Source organism: Bacillus sp. UNC438CL73TsuS30, assembly GCF_000482325.1.
In the GTDB taxonomy this organism is placed as follows: domain Bacteria; phylum Bacillota; class Bacilli; order Bacillales; family Cytobacillaceae; genus Neobacillus.
The window spans coordinates 24565-44799 of the sequence record NZ_KI535300.1; the positions used below are offsets into that span (position 1 = coordinate 24565).

General features: G+C 39.9%; 19 protein-coding genes. 8 read left to right on the forward strand and 11 right to left on the reverse strand.

Going from position 1 to position 20235, the window contains the following annotated elements; translation table 11 throughout:
• Position 1: 1 nt before the first annotated feature.
• On the forward strand, positions 2–940 hold the full coding sequence (locus M028_RS0127915) for a magnesium transporter CorA family protein (protein WP_026576771.1): 939 nt from the start codon (positions 2–4) through the stop codon (positions 938–940).
• A 46-nt stretch (positions 941–986) separates the two neighbouring features.
• Here the strand turns inward: M028_RS0127915 and M028_RS0127920 are convergent, their stop codons facing one another.
• Together M028_RS0127920 and M028_RS0127925 are read right to left on the reverse strand one after the other, a co-directional pair.
• A complete protein-coding gene (locus M028_RS0127920; RefSeq protein WP_026576772.1) occupies positions 987–2027 on the reverse strand; it encodes a hypothetical protein in 1041 nt (346 codons plus the stop codon).
• Positions 2024–2839, reverse strand: coding sequence for an ABC transporter permease subunit (locus M028_RS0127925; protein ID WP_197031487.1), 816 nt, complete (start codon positions 2837–2839; stop codon positions 2024–2026). Before M028_RS0127925 ends, M028_RS0127920 begins: the two co-directional genes overlap by 4 nt.
• A 276-nt stretch (positions 2840–3115) precedes the next feature.
• On the opposite strand from M028_RS0127925, the gene M028_RS31240 reads away from it, so the two are divergent.
• The 5 genes from M028_RS31240 (at position 3116) to M028_RS0127950 (ending at position 6827) form a co-directional block, all read left to right on the forward strand.
• The gene (locus M028_RS31240; protein WP_051591292.1) at positions 3116–3970 is read left to right on the forward strand and encodes a class I SAM-dependent methyltransferase; all 855 of its coding nucleotides are present in this window, start codon (positions 3116–3118) and stop codon (positions 3968–3970) included.
• A gap of 52 nt (positions 3971–4022) precedes the next feature.
• The gene (locus tag M028_RS33485; protein WP_197031488.1) at positions 4023–4190 is read left to right on the forward strand and encodes a hypothetical protein; all 168 of its coding nucleotides are present in this window, start codon (positions 4023–4025) and stop codon (positions 4188–4190) included.
• A gap of 178 nt (positions 4191–4368) precedes the next feature.
• A complete protein-coding gene (locus M028_RS0127940; protein ID WP_026576774.1) occupies positions 4369–5853 on the forward strand; it encodes an aldehyde dehydrogenase family protein in 1485 nt (494 codons plus the stop codon).
• A gap of 122 nt (positions 5854–5975) precedes the next feature.
• Positions 5976–6365, forward strand: coding sequence for a hypothetical protein (locus M028_RS0127945; RefSeq protein ID WP_026576775.1), 390 nt, complete (start codon positions 5976–5978; stop codon positions 6363–6365).
• A 66-nt stretch (positions 6366–6431) separates the two neighbouring features.
• A complete protein-coding gene (locus tag M028_RS0127950) occupies positions 6432–6827 on the forward strand; it encodes a hypothetical protein (protein ID WP_026576776.1) in 396 nt (131 codons plus the stop codon).
• 272 nt (positions 6828–7099) lie between these two features.
• Here M028_RS0127950 and M028_RS0127955 read toward each other — a convergent pair whose 3' ends face one another.
• Complete coding sequence (locus M028_RS0127955; RefSeq protein ID WP_026576777.1) at positions 7100–8080, reverse strand: nuclease-related domain-containing protein; 981 nt, start codon at positions 8078–8080, stop codon at positions 7100–7102.
• Between the two features lie 298 nt (positions 8081–8378).
• Here M028_RS0127955 and M028_RS0127960 point away from each other — a divergent pair, with 298 nt between their 5' ends.
• Positions 8379–9209, forward strand: a complete 831-nt coding sequence (locus M028_RS0127960) for a pirin family protein (RefSeq protein ID WP_026576778.1) — start codon at positions 8379–8381, stop codon at positions 9207–9209.
• Positions 9210–9266: 57 nt separating this feature from the next.
• Here M028_RS0127960 and M028_RS0127965 read toward each other — a convergent pair whose 3' ends face one another.
• Positions 9267–9509 carry a hypothetical protein gene (locus M028_RS0127965; protein WP_035424980.1) on the reverse strand — a complete coding sequence of 81 codons (243 nt, stop codon included), beginning with the start codon at positions 9507–9509 and terminating at the stop codon, positions 9267–9269.
• 130 nt (positions 9510–9639) lie between these two features.
• Positions 9640–11160 (reverse strand): MDR family MFS transporter, encoded by a 1521-nt coding sequence (locus tag M028_RS0127970; protein ID WP_026576780.1) that lies wholly within the window; start codon positions 11158–11160, stop codon positions 9640–9642.
• Between the two features lie 141 nt (positions 11161–11301).
• On the opposite strand from M028_RS0127970, the gene M028_RS0127975 reads away from it, so the two are divergent.
• A complete protein-coding gene (locus tag M028_RS0127975) occupies positions 11302–11787 on the forward strand; it encodes a MarR family winged helix-turn-helix transcriptional regulator (protein ID WP_442852808.1) in 486 nt (161 codons plus the stop codon).
• A 17-nt stretch (positions 11788–11804) separates the two neighbouring features.
• On the opposite strand, the gene M028_RS0127980 is transcribed toward M028_RS0127975, so the two are convergent.
• The 6 genes from M028_RS0127980 to M028_RS0128010 form a co-directional block, all read right to left on the reverse strand.
• The gene (locus M028_RS0127980; protein ID WP_026576782.1) at positions 11805–12188 is read right to left on the reverse strand and encodes a VOC family protein; all 384 of its coding nucleotides are present in this window, start codon (positions 12186–12188) and stop codon (positions 11805–11807) included.
• Positions 12189–12207: 19 nt separating this feature from the next.
• Complete coding sequence (locus tag M028_RS0127985; protein WP_026576783.1) at positions 12208–12771, reverse strand: FAD-dependent oxidoreductase; 564 nt, start codon at positions 12769–12771, stop codon at positions 12208–12210.
• A 381-nt stretch (positions 12772–13152) separates the two neighbouring features.
• A complete protein-coding gene (locus tag M028_RS0127995) occupies positions 13153–14352 on the reverse strand; it encodes an MFS transporter (RefSeq protein ID WP_026576784.1) in 1200 nt (399 codons plus the stop codon).
• Between the two features lie 7 nt (positions 14353–14359).
• The gene (locus M028_RS0128000; protein WP_026576785.1) at positions 14360–14779 is read right to left on the reverse strand and encodes a MarR family winged helix-turn-helix transcriptional regulator; all 420 of its coding nucleotides are present in this window, start codon (positions 14777–14779) and stop codon (positions 14360–14362) included.
• 160 nt (positions 14780–14939) lie between these two features.
• The gene (gene metH, locus M028_RS0128005; RefSeq protein WP_026576786.1) at positions 14940–18392 is read right to left on the reverse strand and encodes a methionine synthase; all 3453 of its coding nucleotides are present in this window, start codon (positions 18390–18392) and stop codon (positions 14940–14942) included.
• Positions 18370–20235 (reverse strand): bifunctional homocysteine S-methyltransferase/methylenetetrahydrofolate reductase, encoded by a 1866-nt coding sequence (locus M028_RS0128010; protein ID WP_026576787.1) that lies wholly within the window; start codon positions 20233–20235, stop codon positions 18370–18372. The genes metH and M028_RS0128010 overlap by 23 nt, the downstream gene beginning before the upstream one ends.

Genomic DNA, 20235 nt, shown 5'->3' on the forward strand with positions numbered 1-20235 from the left:
CATGTTGGAGATTTTCAAAAGTACAGAAACAAAGGTTTTAGAAAAAGTAGATGTTGTATCAAAGGGCTGCTGGATTAATATGTACGCCCCAACAGCTGAAGAAATTAGCCGGATTGCAAATGATGCACAAGTCGATGTCGATATCATTAAAGATGCCCTGGATGATGAAGAACGTCCAAGGATTGAGCGCGATAATGGTCAAGTATATATTATCGTTGACTTTCCCTATATTGTTCACGATGATACCGGTTTAGCTGTTTATGAAACGATTCCAATTGGGATTATTCTAACGGATGATTGTGTAATCACTGTATCCTTAAAGGATACACCGATTTTAGAAGAGTTTAGAAAAAATAGAGTAAAAGAGTTCTTTACGTTTAAAAAGACCCGTTTTGCCCTGCAAATTTTATTTGTCATTTCATCTTTTTACCTACGCTATTTAAAACAAATCAATAAGAAAACAAATGAAATTGAACGTGAAGTGCATCAATCATTAAAAAATAAAGAATTATATGCCTTTCTTGCCTTAGAGAAAAGTTTGGTTTATTTTACAACCTCTCTAAAATCGAATAAGGTTGTCCTTGATAAGATTTTGCGTTTTAATTATTTAAAAATGTATGAAGAAGACAAAGATTTACTTGAAGATGTCATCATTGAAAAAACACAGGCGATTGAAATGGCGGAAACCTATCGTTCCATCTTGAGTGGGATGATGAATGCCTTTGCTTCCATCATTTCGAATAACCTAAACATTGTCATGAAATTTTTAACATCGATTACGATTATCCTCTCATTCCCGACGATGGTGGCAAGTTTTTATGGGATGAACGTCGATATTCCGTTCCAGCATGCAACCCACTCGTATGCCATTCCATTAGTTATCTCGGCCCTTTTAACGAGTTGTACGGCCTTTATTTTTTGGAAAAAGAAATATTTCTAGAGTATTAGTTTTTTATAATAAAAATGACAGGCACATTCGTTGCCTGTCATTTTTCTATCTCCTTGTAATTTTGAAAAGTAAAGTCGGGGGAAAGGATTGGTTCAGTACGCTTGTCTTGGTTTTTATTTTTCCTCCCTTTTTTTGTGTAATGGGCATCCATTCCCGCTTCAAGCTCTTTTTTCATCATATTAATTAGTAGAATTAAAAAGAAGTAGGCAAATAAGGGGGCCAAGATAATCCAGGGGACTCTGTAAAATTCTCGATAGTTTTGACCGATTAATCCTGACCATTCCCTCGTTAGTGAAGCATCCTGGGCTGGAACACTATGAGCACCAATTCCCATTCCGATCTGCTCCGTTCCGGCAATTCCTTCCGCCGAAATCCCACCCATATAAATATTGAAGGTACCAAGAAACATGATTAATACCAATGTATTCAGTAATTGTTGAACAAAGATGATCAAACCGTAGGAGGCCATATAGGGTTTCAAATGCCTTTTAATAATATGGAAATGACCCGCTCCCATTAAGTAGGAACTTTGTATAAAGGATTTTCCCTTTAATTCAGAGATGATATCGGATGTATTGATTAATACAGAAGGAATTCCGATAAGGACTAGTATGATCATCTGATAAACAATGATGAAAGGAACAGCCCCTTTTATATAAGTAGTTGAAGTAGCTGTAATCAGTAATAAGGTGATAATAATGGGGGGAATGATCCGAAAAACAACAAATAAGTTTTTTACAATTGGCAACAGCAGATTAAGCCAGAAGGAAAATATAATTCCTAACACTCCTCCTATCAAAAATCTTAGGATGGTGATCCCAAAGGTGATAAGGATTGTATATTTGGCACCATAAATCATCATCAGCAGGATATCTGCTCCATTTCGATCAGAACCGAGAAGGAAATGCGATGAAGGAGAAAAAGGTCGAATATCAATCATCTTACCTTTGTTATCATATAGAATGATTGTCGTGTTGAAGTCAGGTGGACCGTATAGGGGATAAAGGAAACTTAGAATTAGGATTAGACTCAAGATCAGTAAGCCAAAAATTGTTTTTTTGTATTTGAATATCTTCATAGACTGTTCTGTTCCTTTCTGTTCATTCTAATGGTTACAATCCAAGCAAGTAATTGTGAGAGAATAACAGGAACGGCAAAAAGTAGAAGACTGATTATATATGGGACAATCCGCTTAGCATAGAAGGATTTCACAATTACAATATAGCCATCAATATTAAATAAGTATTCAACGACAATAATATTTGTAAGGATATACCAAATAATTACTTTTAAATGAATTAGTAATAAAGGAATCACGTTACGCATGATATGTTTAAAATAAATGGTTCCCCGCGAAAGCCCTTTTGCCCTTGCTAAAAGAACATAATCCTTTACCTCTTCATCCGCAAATACCTTTAATAAATACTGAATCAAAAAGAGGGCAGGAAGAAAAGACACCACGAAAACAGGTAAAAAATATGGTTGTGTACTCATCCCGCCATATAACTGAAACAATTTAATCCCGTAAGTTTTATAGATGTAGATGACTAAATATTGTAACAGAAAGATAATTAATAGTTCGGGAGCTGTGGTTGTAAAATCAATCAACCCTTTTAATCTTTTACGGACATTTGCCGGAAGCATCATGATGGCAGCGGAAACAACCATCCCGATAAGGATGACAGACAAAAGGGCCAGGGATAAAATGCTCATTGTATAATAATATTTATCAATGGTAGAAGCATTTAAATATTCAAAAATAAATGGAACTTCGTCTTTGATATGTAGAAACCAGCTTAAGTTACTTTTTGAGTACTCCCAATATAAGCTAAGATCCATATCGATTCTTTTTTCTTCAGCATTGATTTGAAGAAATATAGGGATATTCATTAAAAAAACAAAGCCAGCCAAAATGGCGGTTACTTGTATAGGGAGAAACAATATTTTTTTAATCAGATTTATCCATCCCTTCCAAAATATACTAATAGGCAAAGTCTATTATAAAATATTCAAACTTAAATTGTCATTTGTTTTTTTAGTGTAGATGTTCGAATGAGTAATCTGCAATATAGTCAGCTTTATAATCTTCCCTTATTATGAAGCATAAGAAATGACGATTGGAATAATTTGTTTGTATCCAGTAATGTTAAAAATGAGGTGAGGGGAATGAACAAGGAATTTTTTAATTCAATTGAAAAAGAAACCTATACCAAACGGTTTGTCGACCCACAGTGGATGGAGTTAGTTCAATCAAGGGCAGATGTTTCTGGGAAGATTGCAGTGGATATTGGTGCAGGCGGTGGAATCTATTCAGTTGCATTAGCAAAATTGGGAGCGGCAAAGATCATTGGAGTCGATATCTCTGAAAATATGATTGCTGGAGCGAAGGAGAATTGCCGGGAATATCCGCAAATTAGCTTCCAGGTTGGAACAGCCAGCGAAACAAATCTTCCAGGTGGGACAGTAGACGTGCTGTTGGAGCGGGCGTTAATCCATCATTTAAAGGATCATCAATTACCAGAATGCTTCGCGGAGGCTAAGCGAATTTTAAATGAAAACGGTGTATTCATTATTCAGGACCGGACAATTGAGGACTGTTCATTAGCAGGAAGTGATGAGCATATTCGTGGTTACTTTTTTGAATTTTATCCGGAATTGCTGAAAAAGGATATTGCAAGAAGGCATTCAGCCGACACAATTAATGCTTATTTATCAGAGGCAGGCTTTCAGCATGTAGAGGTTCTGCCCTTTTGGGAAAATCGCAAAGCCTATCATTCACTGGATGAATTAAAGCAAGAGATTATTTCTCGTAAAGGCCGTTCGATTTTGTTTGAATTAAACGATGAACAGGTTCAGATTCTAGCTGATGGTATTGGAGAACGAGTAACGAAATCTTTTCCGGTGGTTGAAAAAGAAAGATGGACGATATGGTTTGCAAGGGCTAATGATATTTTAGGCGGAACTGGAGCTGCTGCAGGAGATGACTATGCATCAGGATTTGGTTTTCCACGAGTAAATTAACTCTTCTTGTATATAATAGAAAAAATAAAAATACAAGAGGAGGATGAATAAGATGAAAGAAAAAGAACCCCAATTTCAAAGTGGCGAAGAAATAGAACAACTGGCAAAAGGCCTCTACGGACTAGACCCAGAAATGAGCCTACTAACCGTCAACTTTGCAACCACAGAAAATCCTCTATTAAATGAACATTATCAAGAGGATCCAAAAGAAGAAGATTGATTCGACAAAAATCGGGTGGTGCCTGTCACCACCCGATTTTTGTCGATAAGATTTTGAATTTTTCAATTGTTTTTGGTTGATTACTAGATTTTAACAATGATACTATAAAACTCGAGGGTTGAAAGCGCATACAAATTGCTTTTATTCTCAGAATCTTGTACATAGGGAGGAATTACATTTGAGTCAAGTATCAGTCGGTCTAAAAGAAAAGGTGGAAAAATTTCTATTAGGGAAAAAGAAACTGTATATTGATGGTCAATTTGTTGAAAGTCTCTCTCAAAAAACATTCGATACGTATAATCCTGCTACGGGCGAAGTACTCGCTGCAGTTTACGAAGCCGGTCCGGAGGATATTGACCGTGCAGTAAAAGCTGCTAGGAAAGCCTTTGATGAAGGCCCTTGGTCGAAAATGAGTGCAGCTGCACGCAGCCGCTTAATGTACAAGTTAGCGGATTTAATGGAGCAAAATCAAGAAGAGCTTGCCCAATTAGAAACACTTGATAACGGAAAGCCAATACGGGAAACGTCTAATGCGGACATTCCGCTTGCCGTTGAACATATGCGCTATTATGCCGGCTGGTCAACAAAAATTGTTGGGCAAACCATCCCGGTAAACGGACCATTCCTTAACTATACCCGCCATGAAGCAGTTGGAGTCGTCGGACAGATTATTCCATGGAACTTCCCGCTGTTAATGGCGATGTGGAAGCTGGGTGCTGCTCTAGCGACTGGATGTACGGTTGTATTAAAACCGGCTGAACAGACTCCGCTGTCTGTTTTATATTTGGCTGAATTAGTTCAAGAAGCAGGATTCCCAGAAGGAGTAATCAATATTGTCCCTGGTTTCGGTGAAACAGCCGGCCAGCCGCTTGTTGATCATCCGTTAGTTGATAAAATTGCTTTCACAGGCTCAACTGAAGTTGGTAAATCCATTATGGAGAAAGCTTCCAAAACGCTTAAACGCGTAACACTTGAGCTTGGCGGCAAGTCACCAAATATTATTTTACCTGACGCGGACTTAACAAAAGCTATCCCTGGTGCCTTAAATGGAGTAATGTTCAACCAAGGCCAAGTTTGCTGTGCAGGGTCCCGCGTATTCATTCAAAAGAAACAATTTGATAATGTTGTTGCCGATATGGTCAGCCATGCCAAAAAAATTAAGCAGGGTGCTGGTTTACATGCTGATACGGAAATCGGACCGCTTGTATCTGATGAACAACAAAAACGCGTGCTTGGATATATTGAAAAAGGTTTGAAGGAAGGTGCGGAATTGTTGGTTGGTGGAGATAAGCCATATGAACAAGGCTACTTTGTTTCTCCAACAATTTTCGCCGATGTCCGTGATGAAATGACGATTGCTAAAGAAGAAATCTTTGGACCAGTTATTTCCGCTATGCCATATGAGGACCTGGATGAATTGATTAATCGCGCAAATAATAGCGAGTATGGCTTAGCTGCAGGGGTTTGGACGAAGGATGTAGCGAAGGCACATTATATTGCAGGCAAACTCCGTGCAGGTACTGTATGGGTAAACTGCTACAATGCTTTTGATGCAGCATCACCATTCGGAGGCTACAAACAATCCGGAATTGGCCGTGAAATGGGATCGTATGCATTGAACAACTATACGGAAGTCAAGAGCGTCTGGGTTTCGTTAAAATAATTGAATAACCTATAAGCTAGCTAAAACGTTTAGGCGTTTTGCTAGCTTATTTTTATTGGACACCGTTTTTTAGAAATTTGAATAAAGTATAGGAAGCAGACTTCTTTTGAGGGAGTGTCTTCATGAGTAATAAGAATGGAAATTTATCGGAGTTGGAACAAAAGAGGCTAAATTTTGAAAAACAAATTGCACTTGGTGTTTGGATTCAGGTGATTGGGGCAACAATCGAATTCTTAGGGATTGCGAAGTTAAGGGAGATTAGCGATAATCCAGATTCGATTCCTGAAAAAGAAGTACTAACGGGTGCCGGCATTCAAGCACTAGGCACATTTTTTGAAGCGATTGGAGTATCGGGGCAAATTACAGGAAATGGCAATAAACTTAAACTAGACGCTCAAAAATTAGCCATAACAGGTGATTGGCTTCAGTCGATTGGTGCGGCCTTGGAAGCAGCCGGTGGAACAGGGGAATTTTTGGAGGAACAAGAAAAAGCAAATTTATTTGTGCCATAATAGAGGATTTAATGGTAAAAATGGGCATGATAACTGTATGTGTTGATTAAATTTCAGGAGGTTATTATGCAATCATTTATCGTTAGTTTCCATCAGGAAGACAATGTAGATAGCATGCAAATACAAAAACTAAGCCAAGAGGATTTTGAAAAAGCAACCGAAGGCGGAACAAGGCATTTATTTGACTTAGATACAAACATTGGCTTTTTTGTCTTTTTTGATGCAGAAGATGTCGACGGCGTTGTCTCTTATTTAATGCTTCAATATGAGGAAGACAATGAAGAACCTATTGGCTGCTACTCTTTCCGACTAGAGGATTTTTATGAATTCACGGCACTTTACCTAAACGACCTCGAATTTAACGAAGAAACTGAGGAAGAGGAAGAAGAGTACGGCCCGATACACCATTTAGCACATTTATTGTTCCATATTGTTGAAGAAGGTAAGGATATTGAGGTTTAATTCGGATGAGGATGCATTTCTTTAAGTGTTTTCTTTGAAAAGGTTGCTTTGTCTAGATAAAAAATTGGAAAGGACGCCTGAACTGGGCGTCCTTTCTCGTAAAATTGGACTAATATTAGATTTATTTAAATAAAAAAGCCTCTAAAACAGTGGCTATCAATACTTATTTGCGAATTTTCACCCTTTATTTGCGGATTAACTTATTTTATTTGCGAATCATGCCTCTTTATTTGCGATTTAACCTATTTTATTTGCGAATCTAAAAATGTAGGCTAAATACACCATTGGATATTAGCAGGATAATAAAATCGATTCTTTTTTGTTCCGGAAAAAAGCAAATTTGTAGAGCGCAGCAATCTTCCAGCTAGATCAATTGAGTCTATGCGCATAAACTTCCGAAACTCCCGATTTGTTATTTTCATATCAAACAATAAAAAATAGTCCTTAAGCGCATCTAAATGCGCATCCTTAGAATACTGCTGACATTTAGGACAAAACCATTTCTGTTTCTTTCGAATCATAGTGAGATATTTACAGTAGGGGCAGTGAACGCCAGTTAATAAATCTGACCTCTTGATACCAAATTTCTGAAGAAAATAACCTGTAGGCGGAGTGTTCATTTTCAATAGAAGTCGAGAAAGCTTACGGAGGTCTTTCGCTGGTAAAATGGGAGTAGTATAAATACCTTCGAGATCCTGAATTCTCTTTAACATCACATCCCCTTTACATACCTTTGGTTTTACTTTGTAAGAATTTTTTCCCGTAATGACATACGAAGCATAGCTATTGCTTATAACAACTAAGTAAACAACAGGAACAGGGGGAAAATGATTTACAGCCATTAGTTTCTTTATGTATTCTTGATGCCTTTCTGCCTGTGCGATTGGATAGGAATATCCTTTTTCTTCCTCACCTTTAATTTGGATAAATTGCTCATTTTCCGTATCAAATATTAATTTTCCGGCCATATTTTTCACATCAATAATTAGGATAAATTCACCTGTTAAGAGAAGAGTATCAATTTGGGAGTTGTAGTCACCATCTGGAAGGTTTAGATCGTGGAAAATAAGATATTTCTGTTTGGGGAGTTCGCGATAGTAAAAATCTAATGATTGTTCTCCCTCGTATCCAGCTTGTCTTCTGCCTAATTCATCTGAAATTTGCTGGTATCTAGCATGACTCAAGGGAATACGCCGCAAAATAGCGGATAAAATGAGAATTTTTAATGGGATTGTTCTTTCTTTTACGATCAAAATGATCACTCCTTTTATTTTTTCTTCTTAAAATTAGCATAAAAGTTCTCCAGAAAACTAAATGATTTGTAAAATCTTTTTGAACAAATACCTTATCAGCGAATCTTTACCTTTTATCAGCGAATCACGAAGATTTATCAGCGGATCTGATACATTTATCAGCGGATTAAACCAATTTATCAGCGAATCCATTATACCCAGAAGAATCCACCAGCATATTAATTGAAAAACCACCTATACAACGTTATGATTATCTTGAATTCAAAATAAATACCCGTACACGAACGGAGGCAAACAAATGATACAAAGAGAAATACAACGAACCTGGACCGTACAGCATCATCAGCACAGCCCAATCCATGCGGCAGGAATGGTGCTCGATTCGGCTAACATGCATGAATTTGATCCGTTTCTTTTCCTGGCCGAAGATTTTTTCAAAAAAGGTACCTTCGATTTTCATCCCCATCGCGGGATTGAGACCGTAACCTATGTCATCGAAGGAAAACTTGAACATAATGACAATAAAGCGGGCAAAGGAGAGCTAGGACCTGGCGATGTTCAATGGATGACGGCCGGAAGAGGCGTCATTCACATTGAAGACCCAGCAGAAGGCGACACCGTTCATTCCTTACAGCTATGGGTTAACCTTCCTCGTGAACACAAAATGACCGAGCCGCACTATCAAAACCTTCGAGGTCAAGATATGCCAGTCCGCGAAGAAGAAGGTGCGCTGATTCGTATTTTTTCTGGATCATCGGGCGGAATAAAATCCTCCACGAAAAACTATGTTCCAGTAACATTTGTTGAAATTAATTTAGAACCAGGGGCAATTATCTCCCAGGACTTACCTGGAGACTATAGTGGTTTCATGTATGTACTGGAGGGAAGCGGATTTTTCGGGAAAAATAAGGTAGAAGCCCAAAATGGCCAGGCAATGCAATTAGGCAAAGGTGTAGAAGGGGACGCGAGCGAAGTGACCATTCAAGCGAAAGAAAAACTGCTAGTATTGCTCTATGCAGGAAAACCTTTAAACGAACCAATCGTTGCCCGGGGGCCATTCGTAATGAATACAGAAGAAGAAATTCGCCAAGCCTACCGCGATTATATGGACGGAAAGTTTGGAGAGTAACTAATATTAATGATGAGAAAAAAGGTTTGGGAGAGTACCAAACCTTTTACAAAATTATTAAAACCGGTCCATCATTTTTTTAGAATTAGTATTTTCCATCATCCCGCCCTTTACATGACACGCTTTGTACATGTCTTTCATCTTTTCTTTTGTTAAATTAGGATGCATTTTTTCCATAAAAGGCAACATTTCTTCGAAGTTAAGACCATTACCAGAGTTGCTGTTTCCTGCTGCAAAAACTGCTGTACCGGCGCCAAGAATTAGTGCTGCACTAAAAATACTCATTGCAATTTTTTTCATTATAAACAACTCCTTTCTTTTCTTACCTTCATCATAAATCAAGAATTTGCAGAAAAGATGGATATGGAATGACGAATTCGTGAAGTTTTAAAAAAAGCACTGGCTCTTGAAGAGACCAGTGCTAAGCCATTTATCCTTTTTTCGCCACGACAACCCTTGCTTTCCCCATGAAAAAGATGGTTACAGCTGCGATTACAATTGGAATCAATGTAAGTAAAAACGTATGTGTAATGGAATCAGACATCGCGTGAACAATCTTATCCAAGATAAAACTAGGGATTTTTGCGCGTTCACTAGCTTCGAAGATTTGACGCGGGTCCATGTTAGACATAGAAGGAGCTCCGCCTTGGCCGCCTGCTCCCTGCATCCCCTTAAAAGCTTCCTTCAAGTTATCAGTAAATTCATTCGTTTGAATTGAGCCGAAAATCGTTACCCCAAGCGTCATTCCGAATGAGCGAAGGAAGGAGTTGGTGGAATTGGCCGTTCCGCGGTATTGCGGCTCCAAGTTGTGAATCGATGCAGTTGGTAAAAGGGAAAAAGAGAACCCAACACCAAACCCGACAAGAATCATATAAAGCGTAAGCATCCAGCGTGCGGTATCCGTTGTCAGATTTCCAAGCAAAATCATCCCGGCAAAATAGGATATGATGGAAATAATCATTAAATTTCGATAAGAGGTTTTCGTTAAGAAAATCCCCCCGACAGAACTTCCTGCAACCGACCCTAACATCATTGGAGTCAAAATTAACCCTGCATTTTTAGCTGAGCCGCCATAAACAGCCTGAACAAAAATCGGAATAAACACTGTTAATATTATAAATGTACCGCCATATAAAAACGCAAGAATTTGCGAGGTGGCAAATAATCGTCTTTTAAAGAGCCAAAGTGGCAATATCGGCTCTGCTGCTTTAAATTCAGCAATAAAAAAGGCCACAAAGAAGACGAAGAAGCTAGCAAACAAGCCAATAATTTGAGCCGAATCCCAGTCATATTCCTTGCCGCCAAGCTCAAGAGCAAACATTAAACTAACGACCGAAATAACAAGGGTGATGGCACCGGCCCAGTCAATTTTTTGCTTAGAATGCTGAAGGGATTCATGATAGAAACGAATAATTAAGAAAAGCGAAACGATTCCAATTGGGACATTGACATAAAAAACCCAATGCCAGCTAATATAGTCAGTAATATAAGCCCCTAATAATGGACCCAACACACTTGAAGCGCCAAAAACGGCACCAAGTAATCCAGTCATTTTTCCACGGTTTTCCGGTGGGAAAATATCAAAAACAATGGTAAAAGCAATCGGCATTAGTGCTCCACCGCCAATCCCCTGGATGGCACGGTAAATGCTTAGCTGAATAATACTTTGGGCAATTCCGCAAAGGGCAGAACCGGCTAAAAAGATGACTAAACCAAAAATAAAGAAGCGTTTGCGCCCGTACATATCAGATAGTTTGCCGAAAATCGGCATACCGGCCATAACCGCTACCATATAGGCAGAGGTCACCCAAATAAATTTGTCGAAGCCTCCAAGATCTGAAACAATGGTAGCCATCGCCGTTGCGACAATTGTATTATCCATGGCAGCCATTAAAATAGCTAATAAAATTCCAGCCACAACAAATTTAAGATTATTATCTTTTTTAATCATGCAATGTCTCCTTCTTTTTATGGACTTCCTAGATTTTCTTTCATAGGGTAAAAAAGTTTGATAAGATGAAATAAACTAAGGAAACCTATTATCTTGATAATCAAGATAAAGTAATTTTAAAAGGAAGGATGAAACATGTCAATGGATTTCTTTGATCATCCTGACACTGTAAATACTCTTATAAAAAATTTGCGGAAACTGGGCACAAGGATGGTTCTTTTTCAACAAACCGCTGCCCATTCAATTGGCTTGGTTCATACTGATTTTAAAACAGCGGACATTCTGAATGAAGCTGGCCCGCTTACGGCAGGGGAATTAAGTAAAGTTACCGGTCTGAGTACGGGGTCTGTTACAGCTCTTATTGATCGGCTCGAGCAGGCGGGATATGCCAGGAGGGAGAAGGATCCGGACGACCGCCGACGGGTCATTATTGTACCAGTAAAAGAAAATCAATGCTCCATTAAAGAGCATTTCTTACCCTTAAACAAATCGATGACTGAACTCTGTTCTCATTATAATGAAGAGCAGCTGGCATTAATCAGTGGTTTTTTAGAAAAAACAATTGCCATCCATGAAAAAGAAATTCAGGCGGCAAGCCGTTCGGAAGCAAAAAAAGAGGAGCTCTAAAGAGCCCCTCTAAAAAATTATCTTTGAAAAAACTCAACCCATTCGCCATCATGTCCGTGAAAAAAGAAATAACGGTAACCGTTTGGGAGTGTTGTGATTTCTTCGTCGATCAATTTCACATCTAATCCTTTGATACGATTGAATTCTGCTTCAATATCATCGACCAACACAGCAAAATGATGTACTTTGCCTTCTTGAGGGAGATTGTCATTATAACCTTGAATTAACTCTAGTTCTGTTTCATCGGAGCCATTGAAACCGAGAAAGGCTAAGGTCATCGATTCATCAGAATGAATGAATTTATCCTTCAGCACCATTCCCACGATTTCTTGATAAAATTTAATGGAAGCATCGATATCTTTTACCATAATCCCCACATGGTCCATTTTCTTTCCCGGCATTTTCGGTTTCTCCCTTAAATTATGATTTTAAGACATCATGGTCAACGTAACGTTCGCCGTTTAATTCGCTGATTACGTTGATGGCAACCTTTGCTCCGTCACCAGCAGTTATGATCGTATGTACACTCACACCAGCAACTGTTCCAGCTGCCCAAATCCCATCTAGATTTGTTTTTCCTTCAGCAGTTACATCTAGAACCGTTTTAATTCTTGGCTCTGTACCCGGCTTGGTTTTTAAGCCAACTGTTTCAGCAAGATTAACTAACGCACCAGTAGCAATAATAACATGTTGTGCTTCATAACTATTTTCATCGGTTTCCACTTTGAAGCCATTATCTGTTTTAACGATATTGTTTACTGTAGCCTGAACTAGTTCAGCGCCAAATTTACTTGCTTGTTTTTTACCAATTTCAATTAAATCTGGACCTGTGATTTCTGCTACACCATAATGATTTTCAATCCAAGCGCGTTTTGTCATGCTTTTGTCATTGTCAACAACCAACGTTTTCTTTCCAGCTTTTGCGGTAAATAAAGCAGCACTTGCTCCAGCTGCACCTGCGCCAACGATCACTACATCAAACATTCCCATACCTCCAATTTAAATTATAATAATTCTTATTTAGATTAACTTAAATCCAAAATATTGTAAAACAAACTGCTCTATAATCGAAGTCTTTCCATAAGAAGTATGTCCACTTCCGAGTAAAATAAAAAGAACCATCTTTTCCTTCTGTGGAATAATGGTTCTTGTACTTGTTTTTGTATAAGGAATCTTTTTTTGTTTTGGTTGTTCGTGTTCTCATATCTGCGAACACAAAGGGGCTCCGTTTTAGATCAGGATTCAGCTTTCCTTCGCGTTCCATTTTTTCGCGCAGCTTTTTGGCTTTTGATTTTGCCACTCTTATCACCTCATATATAAAGAATAATACCATTATATAATACCCCTTATATAGAGGTGAATAGATTATTGTTCCTGGCTTTTTAAATTAGGTGACGACTCCCGTTTCTTTGCATGATGAAAGAAGTAATAGAGTACGGCACCAATTAAAACATAGAAAGCACATAAGAAATATAGAGAGCTATAAGACATTTTCGCGGCCACTAGTCCGATGAAAAATGATCCTAGGGCAATACCGGTATCGTAGATTGATAGAAAGGTAGCCGTAGCCAATCCACGTTTTTTCGGAGCAGCATATTGAATCGCGATCGTTTGGAAGGTTGGAAATAATGTTCCCCATCCTAGCCCGATTAAAGCGGCTGATAGGAGGAACGTAAACGCTCCATCCGCTTTACTTAATACCAAAAGCCCGATCGCAAAAAGGATAATACATGGATAGAAAAGGACGTTTGATCCATATTGATCCAACCATTTTCCGGTAAAAGGTCTTGAAAGCAATAAGAAAGCAGCGTAGACCACAAAGAATAGACTTGCTACATTTGCCAAGTGTATTTCGCTCGCATAAACGGATACAAAGGAAAGAAGCGCCGAATAGACGATGGCTAAGAAGCCGCCAACAATTGAGATCGGTACAGCGGATGCTTCGAATAAATTCCGTACAGAAAAGGAAGATTGTACTGTCGGCTCCACTTGCTGCTCTTTCTTCGGAAGTTTAATACTAAGACCGGTAAGAAGGGCACCAATTGCAACGACTAGTGTTAAAGTAAACAACCAACTAGAGCCCCATTGCTGAATGGCAAGCAATCCTAGAAACGGTCCTAATACCATCGCCATGTTGATTGACATCACAAAGTAGCCCATTCCTTCTCCCCTGCGCGAGGAAGGTATCAGATCAGCCACAATCGTCCCAGCCGCAGTTGTTGCCATGCCGAAGCCAACTCCATGCAATAACCGAATGATGAGAAAGCCGGTGATTGATTTTGGAAAAAAGTAAAAGAGGGAGGCACCTGCAAAAATGATTAAAGCAGCTAACAAGACCTTTCTACTCCCTGCCCGTTCTAGCCATTGGCCTGCAAGCGGACGCGAAATGATAGCGGAGAGCAAAAATACAGTGGTCATTAAACCTGCCTGTGAAGCACTGCTGTGGAATTCCTTTAACGCAAAAATAGGAAGAGTCACTAGCAAAATATAAAAAGTTAAAAACAGAAAAAAGTTGCTTAGGGATATACTAATAAAATCCTTTGTCCACAATTTCGGTTTCGACATGTGGAAATCACTCCTTTAAAAGTTTATGTAACCAGTCCATTTGAATCGTACATAGTTCTTTCTGAGATGTTTCAGGAAGATGCGTTAATAACAATTTGTTTTGTTCCGTTACAGCCCGTTCCCAGTTGGGATATTCATTTAAAGCTGCATCCGTTAATTGGATATGTTTTTCGCGTTTGTCTTTACCAGGAACCTGTCTAACATATCCTTGCTTGACGAGCCTTTGAATCGTGCGGGTCATTGGAGGGGCTTCAACGAATAAATAATCACATAGTTCTTTCTGGGTTAAGGAGCCTTTTGTTTTTAAAGCAAAAATAACGGCCCACTGTGAACCATATAAACCCATTGGCTTCAAGACTTCATTCAATTTATTGGTGAGATGTCTGGATAGCTGGTGAAGGGTATGGAAAAGTTCGTGGTTATACATTTAGAAAGTCACTCCAGATCAAAATTGCAAATTAGTTACCTAGGTAACTATATGCCTGTTTAGAGGAAATGTCAAGGAATGTTCACAGATTGGCTACTATGAATGAATAACAAAAATCCCGTGGAATCACATTGAATTCCGCGGGATTTTAAAGAAAATTTTATTTCAACACATTAAAATACCTTGCTTCCGGATGGGCAAATACCATCGCCGAGACAGAAGCCTCCGGTTCCATCATGCAGCCATCGGTAAGCTGAATGCCGATATCCTCCGGCTGAATTAATTTAAACAATTTCTTTTGATCTTCTAAATCAGGACAGGCAGGGTAGCCAAATGAAAAACGCTGTCCGGGATATTTTGCAGCAAAACGATCCTGCATTGTAAAATCAAGTGGATCAGGGAATCCCCAGCGATCGCGCATTTGCCTGTGGATTAACTCCGCAAAGCCCTCAGCTGACTCTAAAGCAAGCGCCTGAAGTGCATGGCTTTCTAAAAAGCGTCCTTCAGCCTTAAACTGGTCTGCTTTTTCACGAATGCCTCTCCCAGCAGTAACGGTAAAGAAGCCTACATAATCTTTTTCTCCGCTTTCCACTGATTTCACAAAATCAGCTAAACATAGATGCGGCTCAGAATCCTGACGAGGGAAATCAAACGTTTCAATCACTTGCTCTGGATTTTCTGGATCATAAATATAAATTTTATTACCCTCTGAGTTAGCAGGGAAGAATTGATAGACAGCAGCTGGAGTAATCCAGCCTTCTGAACTTGCACCCTGAAGCAATTGATCGACAATCTCTTTGATCTTCAATGCTTTCTCATCTTTTTCGGCAAGTAATTTTGAAAGCTTGCCTTTAAGACCAAGATGGTGTCCAATCAACATTTGCATATTGATATATGGTTCAATATGTGAAAGCGAATAGGAACGTAACAAATGGCGTTTTGTATCCTTTGGAACAAAAACAGGAACATTCGTTGAAATGGATGGTCTCACCTTTACTGCAACAGCACTTGCTGTTCGAAGATGGCTAAAATCATGAACAACCTCCGCAGCGGCCAATTTTTCCTGTCTTTCTTCCAATAACTTTTCGCGTTCCTCAGGGGTTTGTACTTGATTAGCAAGTGCTAAACCAGTCATTGCATCTTTTGCGTAAAGAACAAGACCATCGTATTCTTTGGAAATCTTTGTATCAGTAAATTTCCTAGAAAGGGCGGCACCACCAACCAAAATCGGTAATGAAATACCCGCTTCTTTTAAATCCTGTGCGGTTAAGACCATTTGCTGGGCGGATTTAACTAATAAGCCGGATAAACCAACGATATCTGGTTGCTCTTTTCGAATCGCTTGAATCAGGTCTGCTGGGGTAACCTTGATTCCCAAATCTACGACTTGATAGCCATTATTGCCGAGAATAATATCCACTAGGTTCTTCCCAATATCATGAACATCGCCTTTAACCGTTGCTAAAATCACTTTTCCTTTAGAGGCAGAGGTATCGCCTTTTTCCATGTGCGGCTCTAAATGGGTAACGGCAGCCTTCATGACTTCAGCACTTTGCAGCACTTCAGCAACAATCAATTGGTTGTCATTGAAAAGACGGCCAACCTCGCTCATGCCTTCCATTAAAGGACCATTAATAATATCAAGGGGAGCAGGGTATTTAGCTAGCGCTAAATCCAAGTCCGGCAGCAAGCCTTCTTTTGTTCCTTCGACAACATAGTAGGCGAGTCGTTCTTCCAAGGTCATGTCAGGAAGAGTTGATTTAGCTTCTTTCTTTTTTCCACGGTACATTTCAGTAAAGGTAGCTAATGATTCATCTGTTGTATCAAATAACAGTTTTTCAGCCGCTTCGACTTCTTCCTTAGGAATGGAAGCAAACCGCTCAAGCTTCTCTGTATTGACAATGGCATAATCTAATCCTGCTTGTGTGCAATGATAAAGGAATACGGAGTTTAAAACTTCTCTTCCAACAGGAGGAAGTCCAAAGGAAACATTACTGATTCCAAGAATGGTTTGCACACCTGGAAGGTTTTCTTTAATTAACCGAATTCCGTCCACTGTCGCTTTTGCGGACCCAATATATTGTTCATCACCTGTTCCAACCGGGAAAACAAGTGGATCAAAAATGATGTCCTCCGATTTTAAACCATATTTATGAACGAGTATGTCATGGGATCGTTTCGCAATTTCGAGCTTGCGTTCTGCCGTTACGCCCATGCCTTTTTCATCAATGGTTCCCACAACAGCAGCAGCGCCATATTTGTGAATCAAAGGAACGACTGCTTCAAAGCGCTCTTCGCCATCTTCAAGGTTAATCGAATTGATGATGGCTTTTCCTTGTGAATATTTAAGCGCTCTTTCAATGACTTTTTCATCGGTTGAATCGATTACGAGTGGAACTTTTACTTTTTTAACCACTTCTTTAATAAACTTTTCCATGTCGACGATTTCATCACGGTCAGGGTCTGCAAGACAAATATCGATAACATGTGCGCCGCCTTTTACTTGGGCACGAGCAACTTCCGATGCTTCCTCAAATTTGCCTTCGGTAATTAACCGTTTGAATTTGCGGGATCCAATGACATTCGTCCGTTCTCCAACCATGATCGGTCTTAGTGTTGGATCATCATAAATAAATGGATCAATTCCTGAGACCATATGGACAGAGGAGGACTTCAGTTCACGCGGCTGATAATTTTTCATTGCTTCAGCAATTGCCTGAATATGCTCAGGAGTGGTTCCGCAGCAGCCGCCGACAATGTTCAGCCAACCATGTGCAGCAAAGTCGGAAAGTTTTTTTGCCAAGGTATCAGGTGTTTCATGGTAATGTCCTTCTTCATCAGGCAGCCCAGCATTTGGATAACAACTGATAGCAGTGGTTGCTAGACCCGAAAGAGAACGGATATGGTCCTGCATAAATTCTGGACCGGTTGCACAGTTTAAGCCAACGGCGACAGGTTTCATATGTTCGACAGAAATATAAAAGGATTCAATCGTTTGACCGGCAAGTGTGGTTCCCATCGGCTCAATGGTTCCGGAAAGCATTAAAGGCAATGTTTTGCCTGTTTTTTCAAAAGCCCGGGAGATTCCGATGAAACCAGCTTTCACGTTCAACATATCCTGACTTGTTTCAAGGAGCAAAAGGTCGACTCCACCGTCAATTAAGCCTACTGCCTGCTCTTCGTAAGAGGCAGCAAGTTCATCAAAAGTAGTTCCGCCCGTCACACTTAATGTTTTCGTGGTGGGTCCCATTGAACCAGCAACATAGCGCGGCCAGTCTGAAGTAGATACTTCATCAACAGCCTTTTTGGCAATTTGTGCGGCAACCTTATTCAATTCATAGGCTTTGTAGCCCAAATCATATTCATCTAAAACAATACTGGTTGCTCCAAAAGTATTCGTTTCGATAATGTCTGCCCCGGCCTTAAGGTATTCGCGGTGGATATTTTCAATCACCGCGGGTGCAGTTAAATTCAGGTTCTCATTACAGCCTTCATATTCTTCTCCGCCAAAATCTTCGGCACTTAGGTCAGCACGTTGAAGCATGGTTCCCATTGCGCCGTCCATGACAAGAATTCGTTTTTGTAATTGTTCACTGAAAGGTGCTTTCGACATAGAAGTTCCCCCTAATTTCGTTCGCGCGCTGGTTCGTGTAGGCTGCCAGCTCAGCTGTGATCTCATACCGTAAAAATGGAGTGATTAAATAAATTCCATTGAATAAATCTAATGCTGTATCAATTAATGATTTCGTTATCTCAATTCCTTCTCGAACCGCCTGCTGCGGTTGATCATTCAACCTTGCCATTCTGTCACGTATCGAATCAGCAATTTTAATTCCAGGAACTTCATTATGAAGGAACTCGGCATTTTTACTACTTGTAAGCGGCATTAGTCCGATATAGATTGGTGCACTTAGATGTTTCGTATTTTCATAGACTTCGATTAATTTTTCCTCTGAAAAAACAGGCTGGGTGATAAAGTAATCGGCCCCATATTCGATTTTTTTCTCCAAACGTTTTACCGCTTTTTCAAGGGTTCTGACATTTGGGTTAAAGGCTGCCGCAATGCTGAAGTCTGTTTTTTGCCCGAGGTCTTTGCCAGAAAAGGACAGTCCCTCGTTCAACTGTTTAATCATTTGTATCAGTTCAAATGAAGACACATCATATACGGAAGAAGCTCCTGGAAAATCTCCTACTCGAGCTGGATCGCCTGTTATCGCTAAAACATCATTCATCCCGAGGGTATGAAGCCCCATTAAATGAGATTGTAAGCCGATAATATTGCGGTCCCTGCATGCGAGATGAATCAGCGGCCGCATTCCTAATTCCGTTTTCACCCTGTAACCTAATGCTTCATTTGCAATTCTTACTGTGGCAAGGGAATTGTCTGCAAGCGTAATCGCGTCGATTCCGGCTTTCTTTAATGCTTTTGCGCCTTCAAAGAACTTAGTAATAGAATCTAGTTTCCTAGGTGGATCTAATTCTACGATAACGGATGGCCGTTCCTTTACAACCTTTTCAAGAGGAGGATATTCTCTCTCAGGGGTTCGATCATCAATCGTTATTTTCTTTGGTTTTAATTTTACAACTTTTTCGACAATTGGAACAGCATTCTTTAATTCCGAAGCAAAAGCTTTGATATGTTCCGGTGTTGTTCCGCAGCATCCGCCAAGGAGGCGTACTCCTTCGTTACGGAAGGCCTGAGCTGACTTCCGAAAATAATCGGCATCTCCTTCATAATGAAACTTTCCGTCCGTATAAGCAGGGAGGCTTGCATTCGGATAAGCAGATAAAAAGGCATGTTCCGGGAGTTCAATCTGCTCCAAAGCGAGAAGCATATGGTGCGGGCCAAGCCGGCAATTCAGTCCAATTACATCCGCCCCGATTCCTTCTAATCTTCTTAACGCATCATTGACAGGGGTCCGGTCCTGAAGAATCCCGGGCTCCTGGAGAGAAACTTGAGCAATGATGGGAAGTTTTGTTTCCTTCCTTGCAATGGTTAGGACCGTTTCTAGTTCTTCCAAATCGTAAAACGTTTCGAGCAGCAATCCATCTACCCCTTCTAGTAGAAGGCAATAAAGCTGTTCACGAAAACTCCGTTTTAATTCTTCGATGGTTATCGAATCCGGCTTAATCCCACGGTTGCCGCCAATTGTTCCCAGCACATAAGCATCCTGCCCGGCCGCCAACTTTGCGTTACGGACTGCGGCACTGTTAATCTCTTTTACCGAGTCTTCTAGTCCGTACCGGACAAGTTTTAAGTAGTTTGCTGCATAGGTGTTCGTTTGAATGACGTCCGCCCCGGCCTCGATATACGCCTTATGAATACGTTGAATTTGCTCGGGGTGGGAGAGATTCAGCTCCTCAAAACAAGAATCCTTTCCAAAGGAATAAAGCAGTGTTCCCATCGCACCGTCAGCGATCAAGATTTGATTTTTCAATTTGTCTAAAAAGCTCAT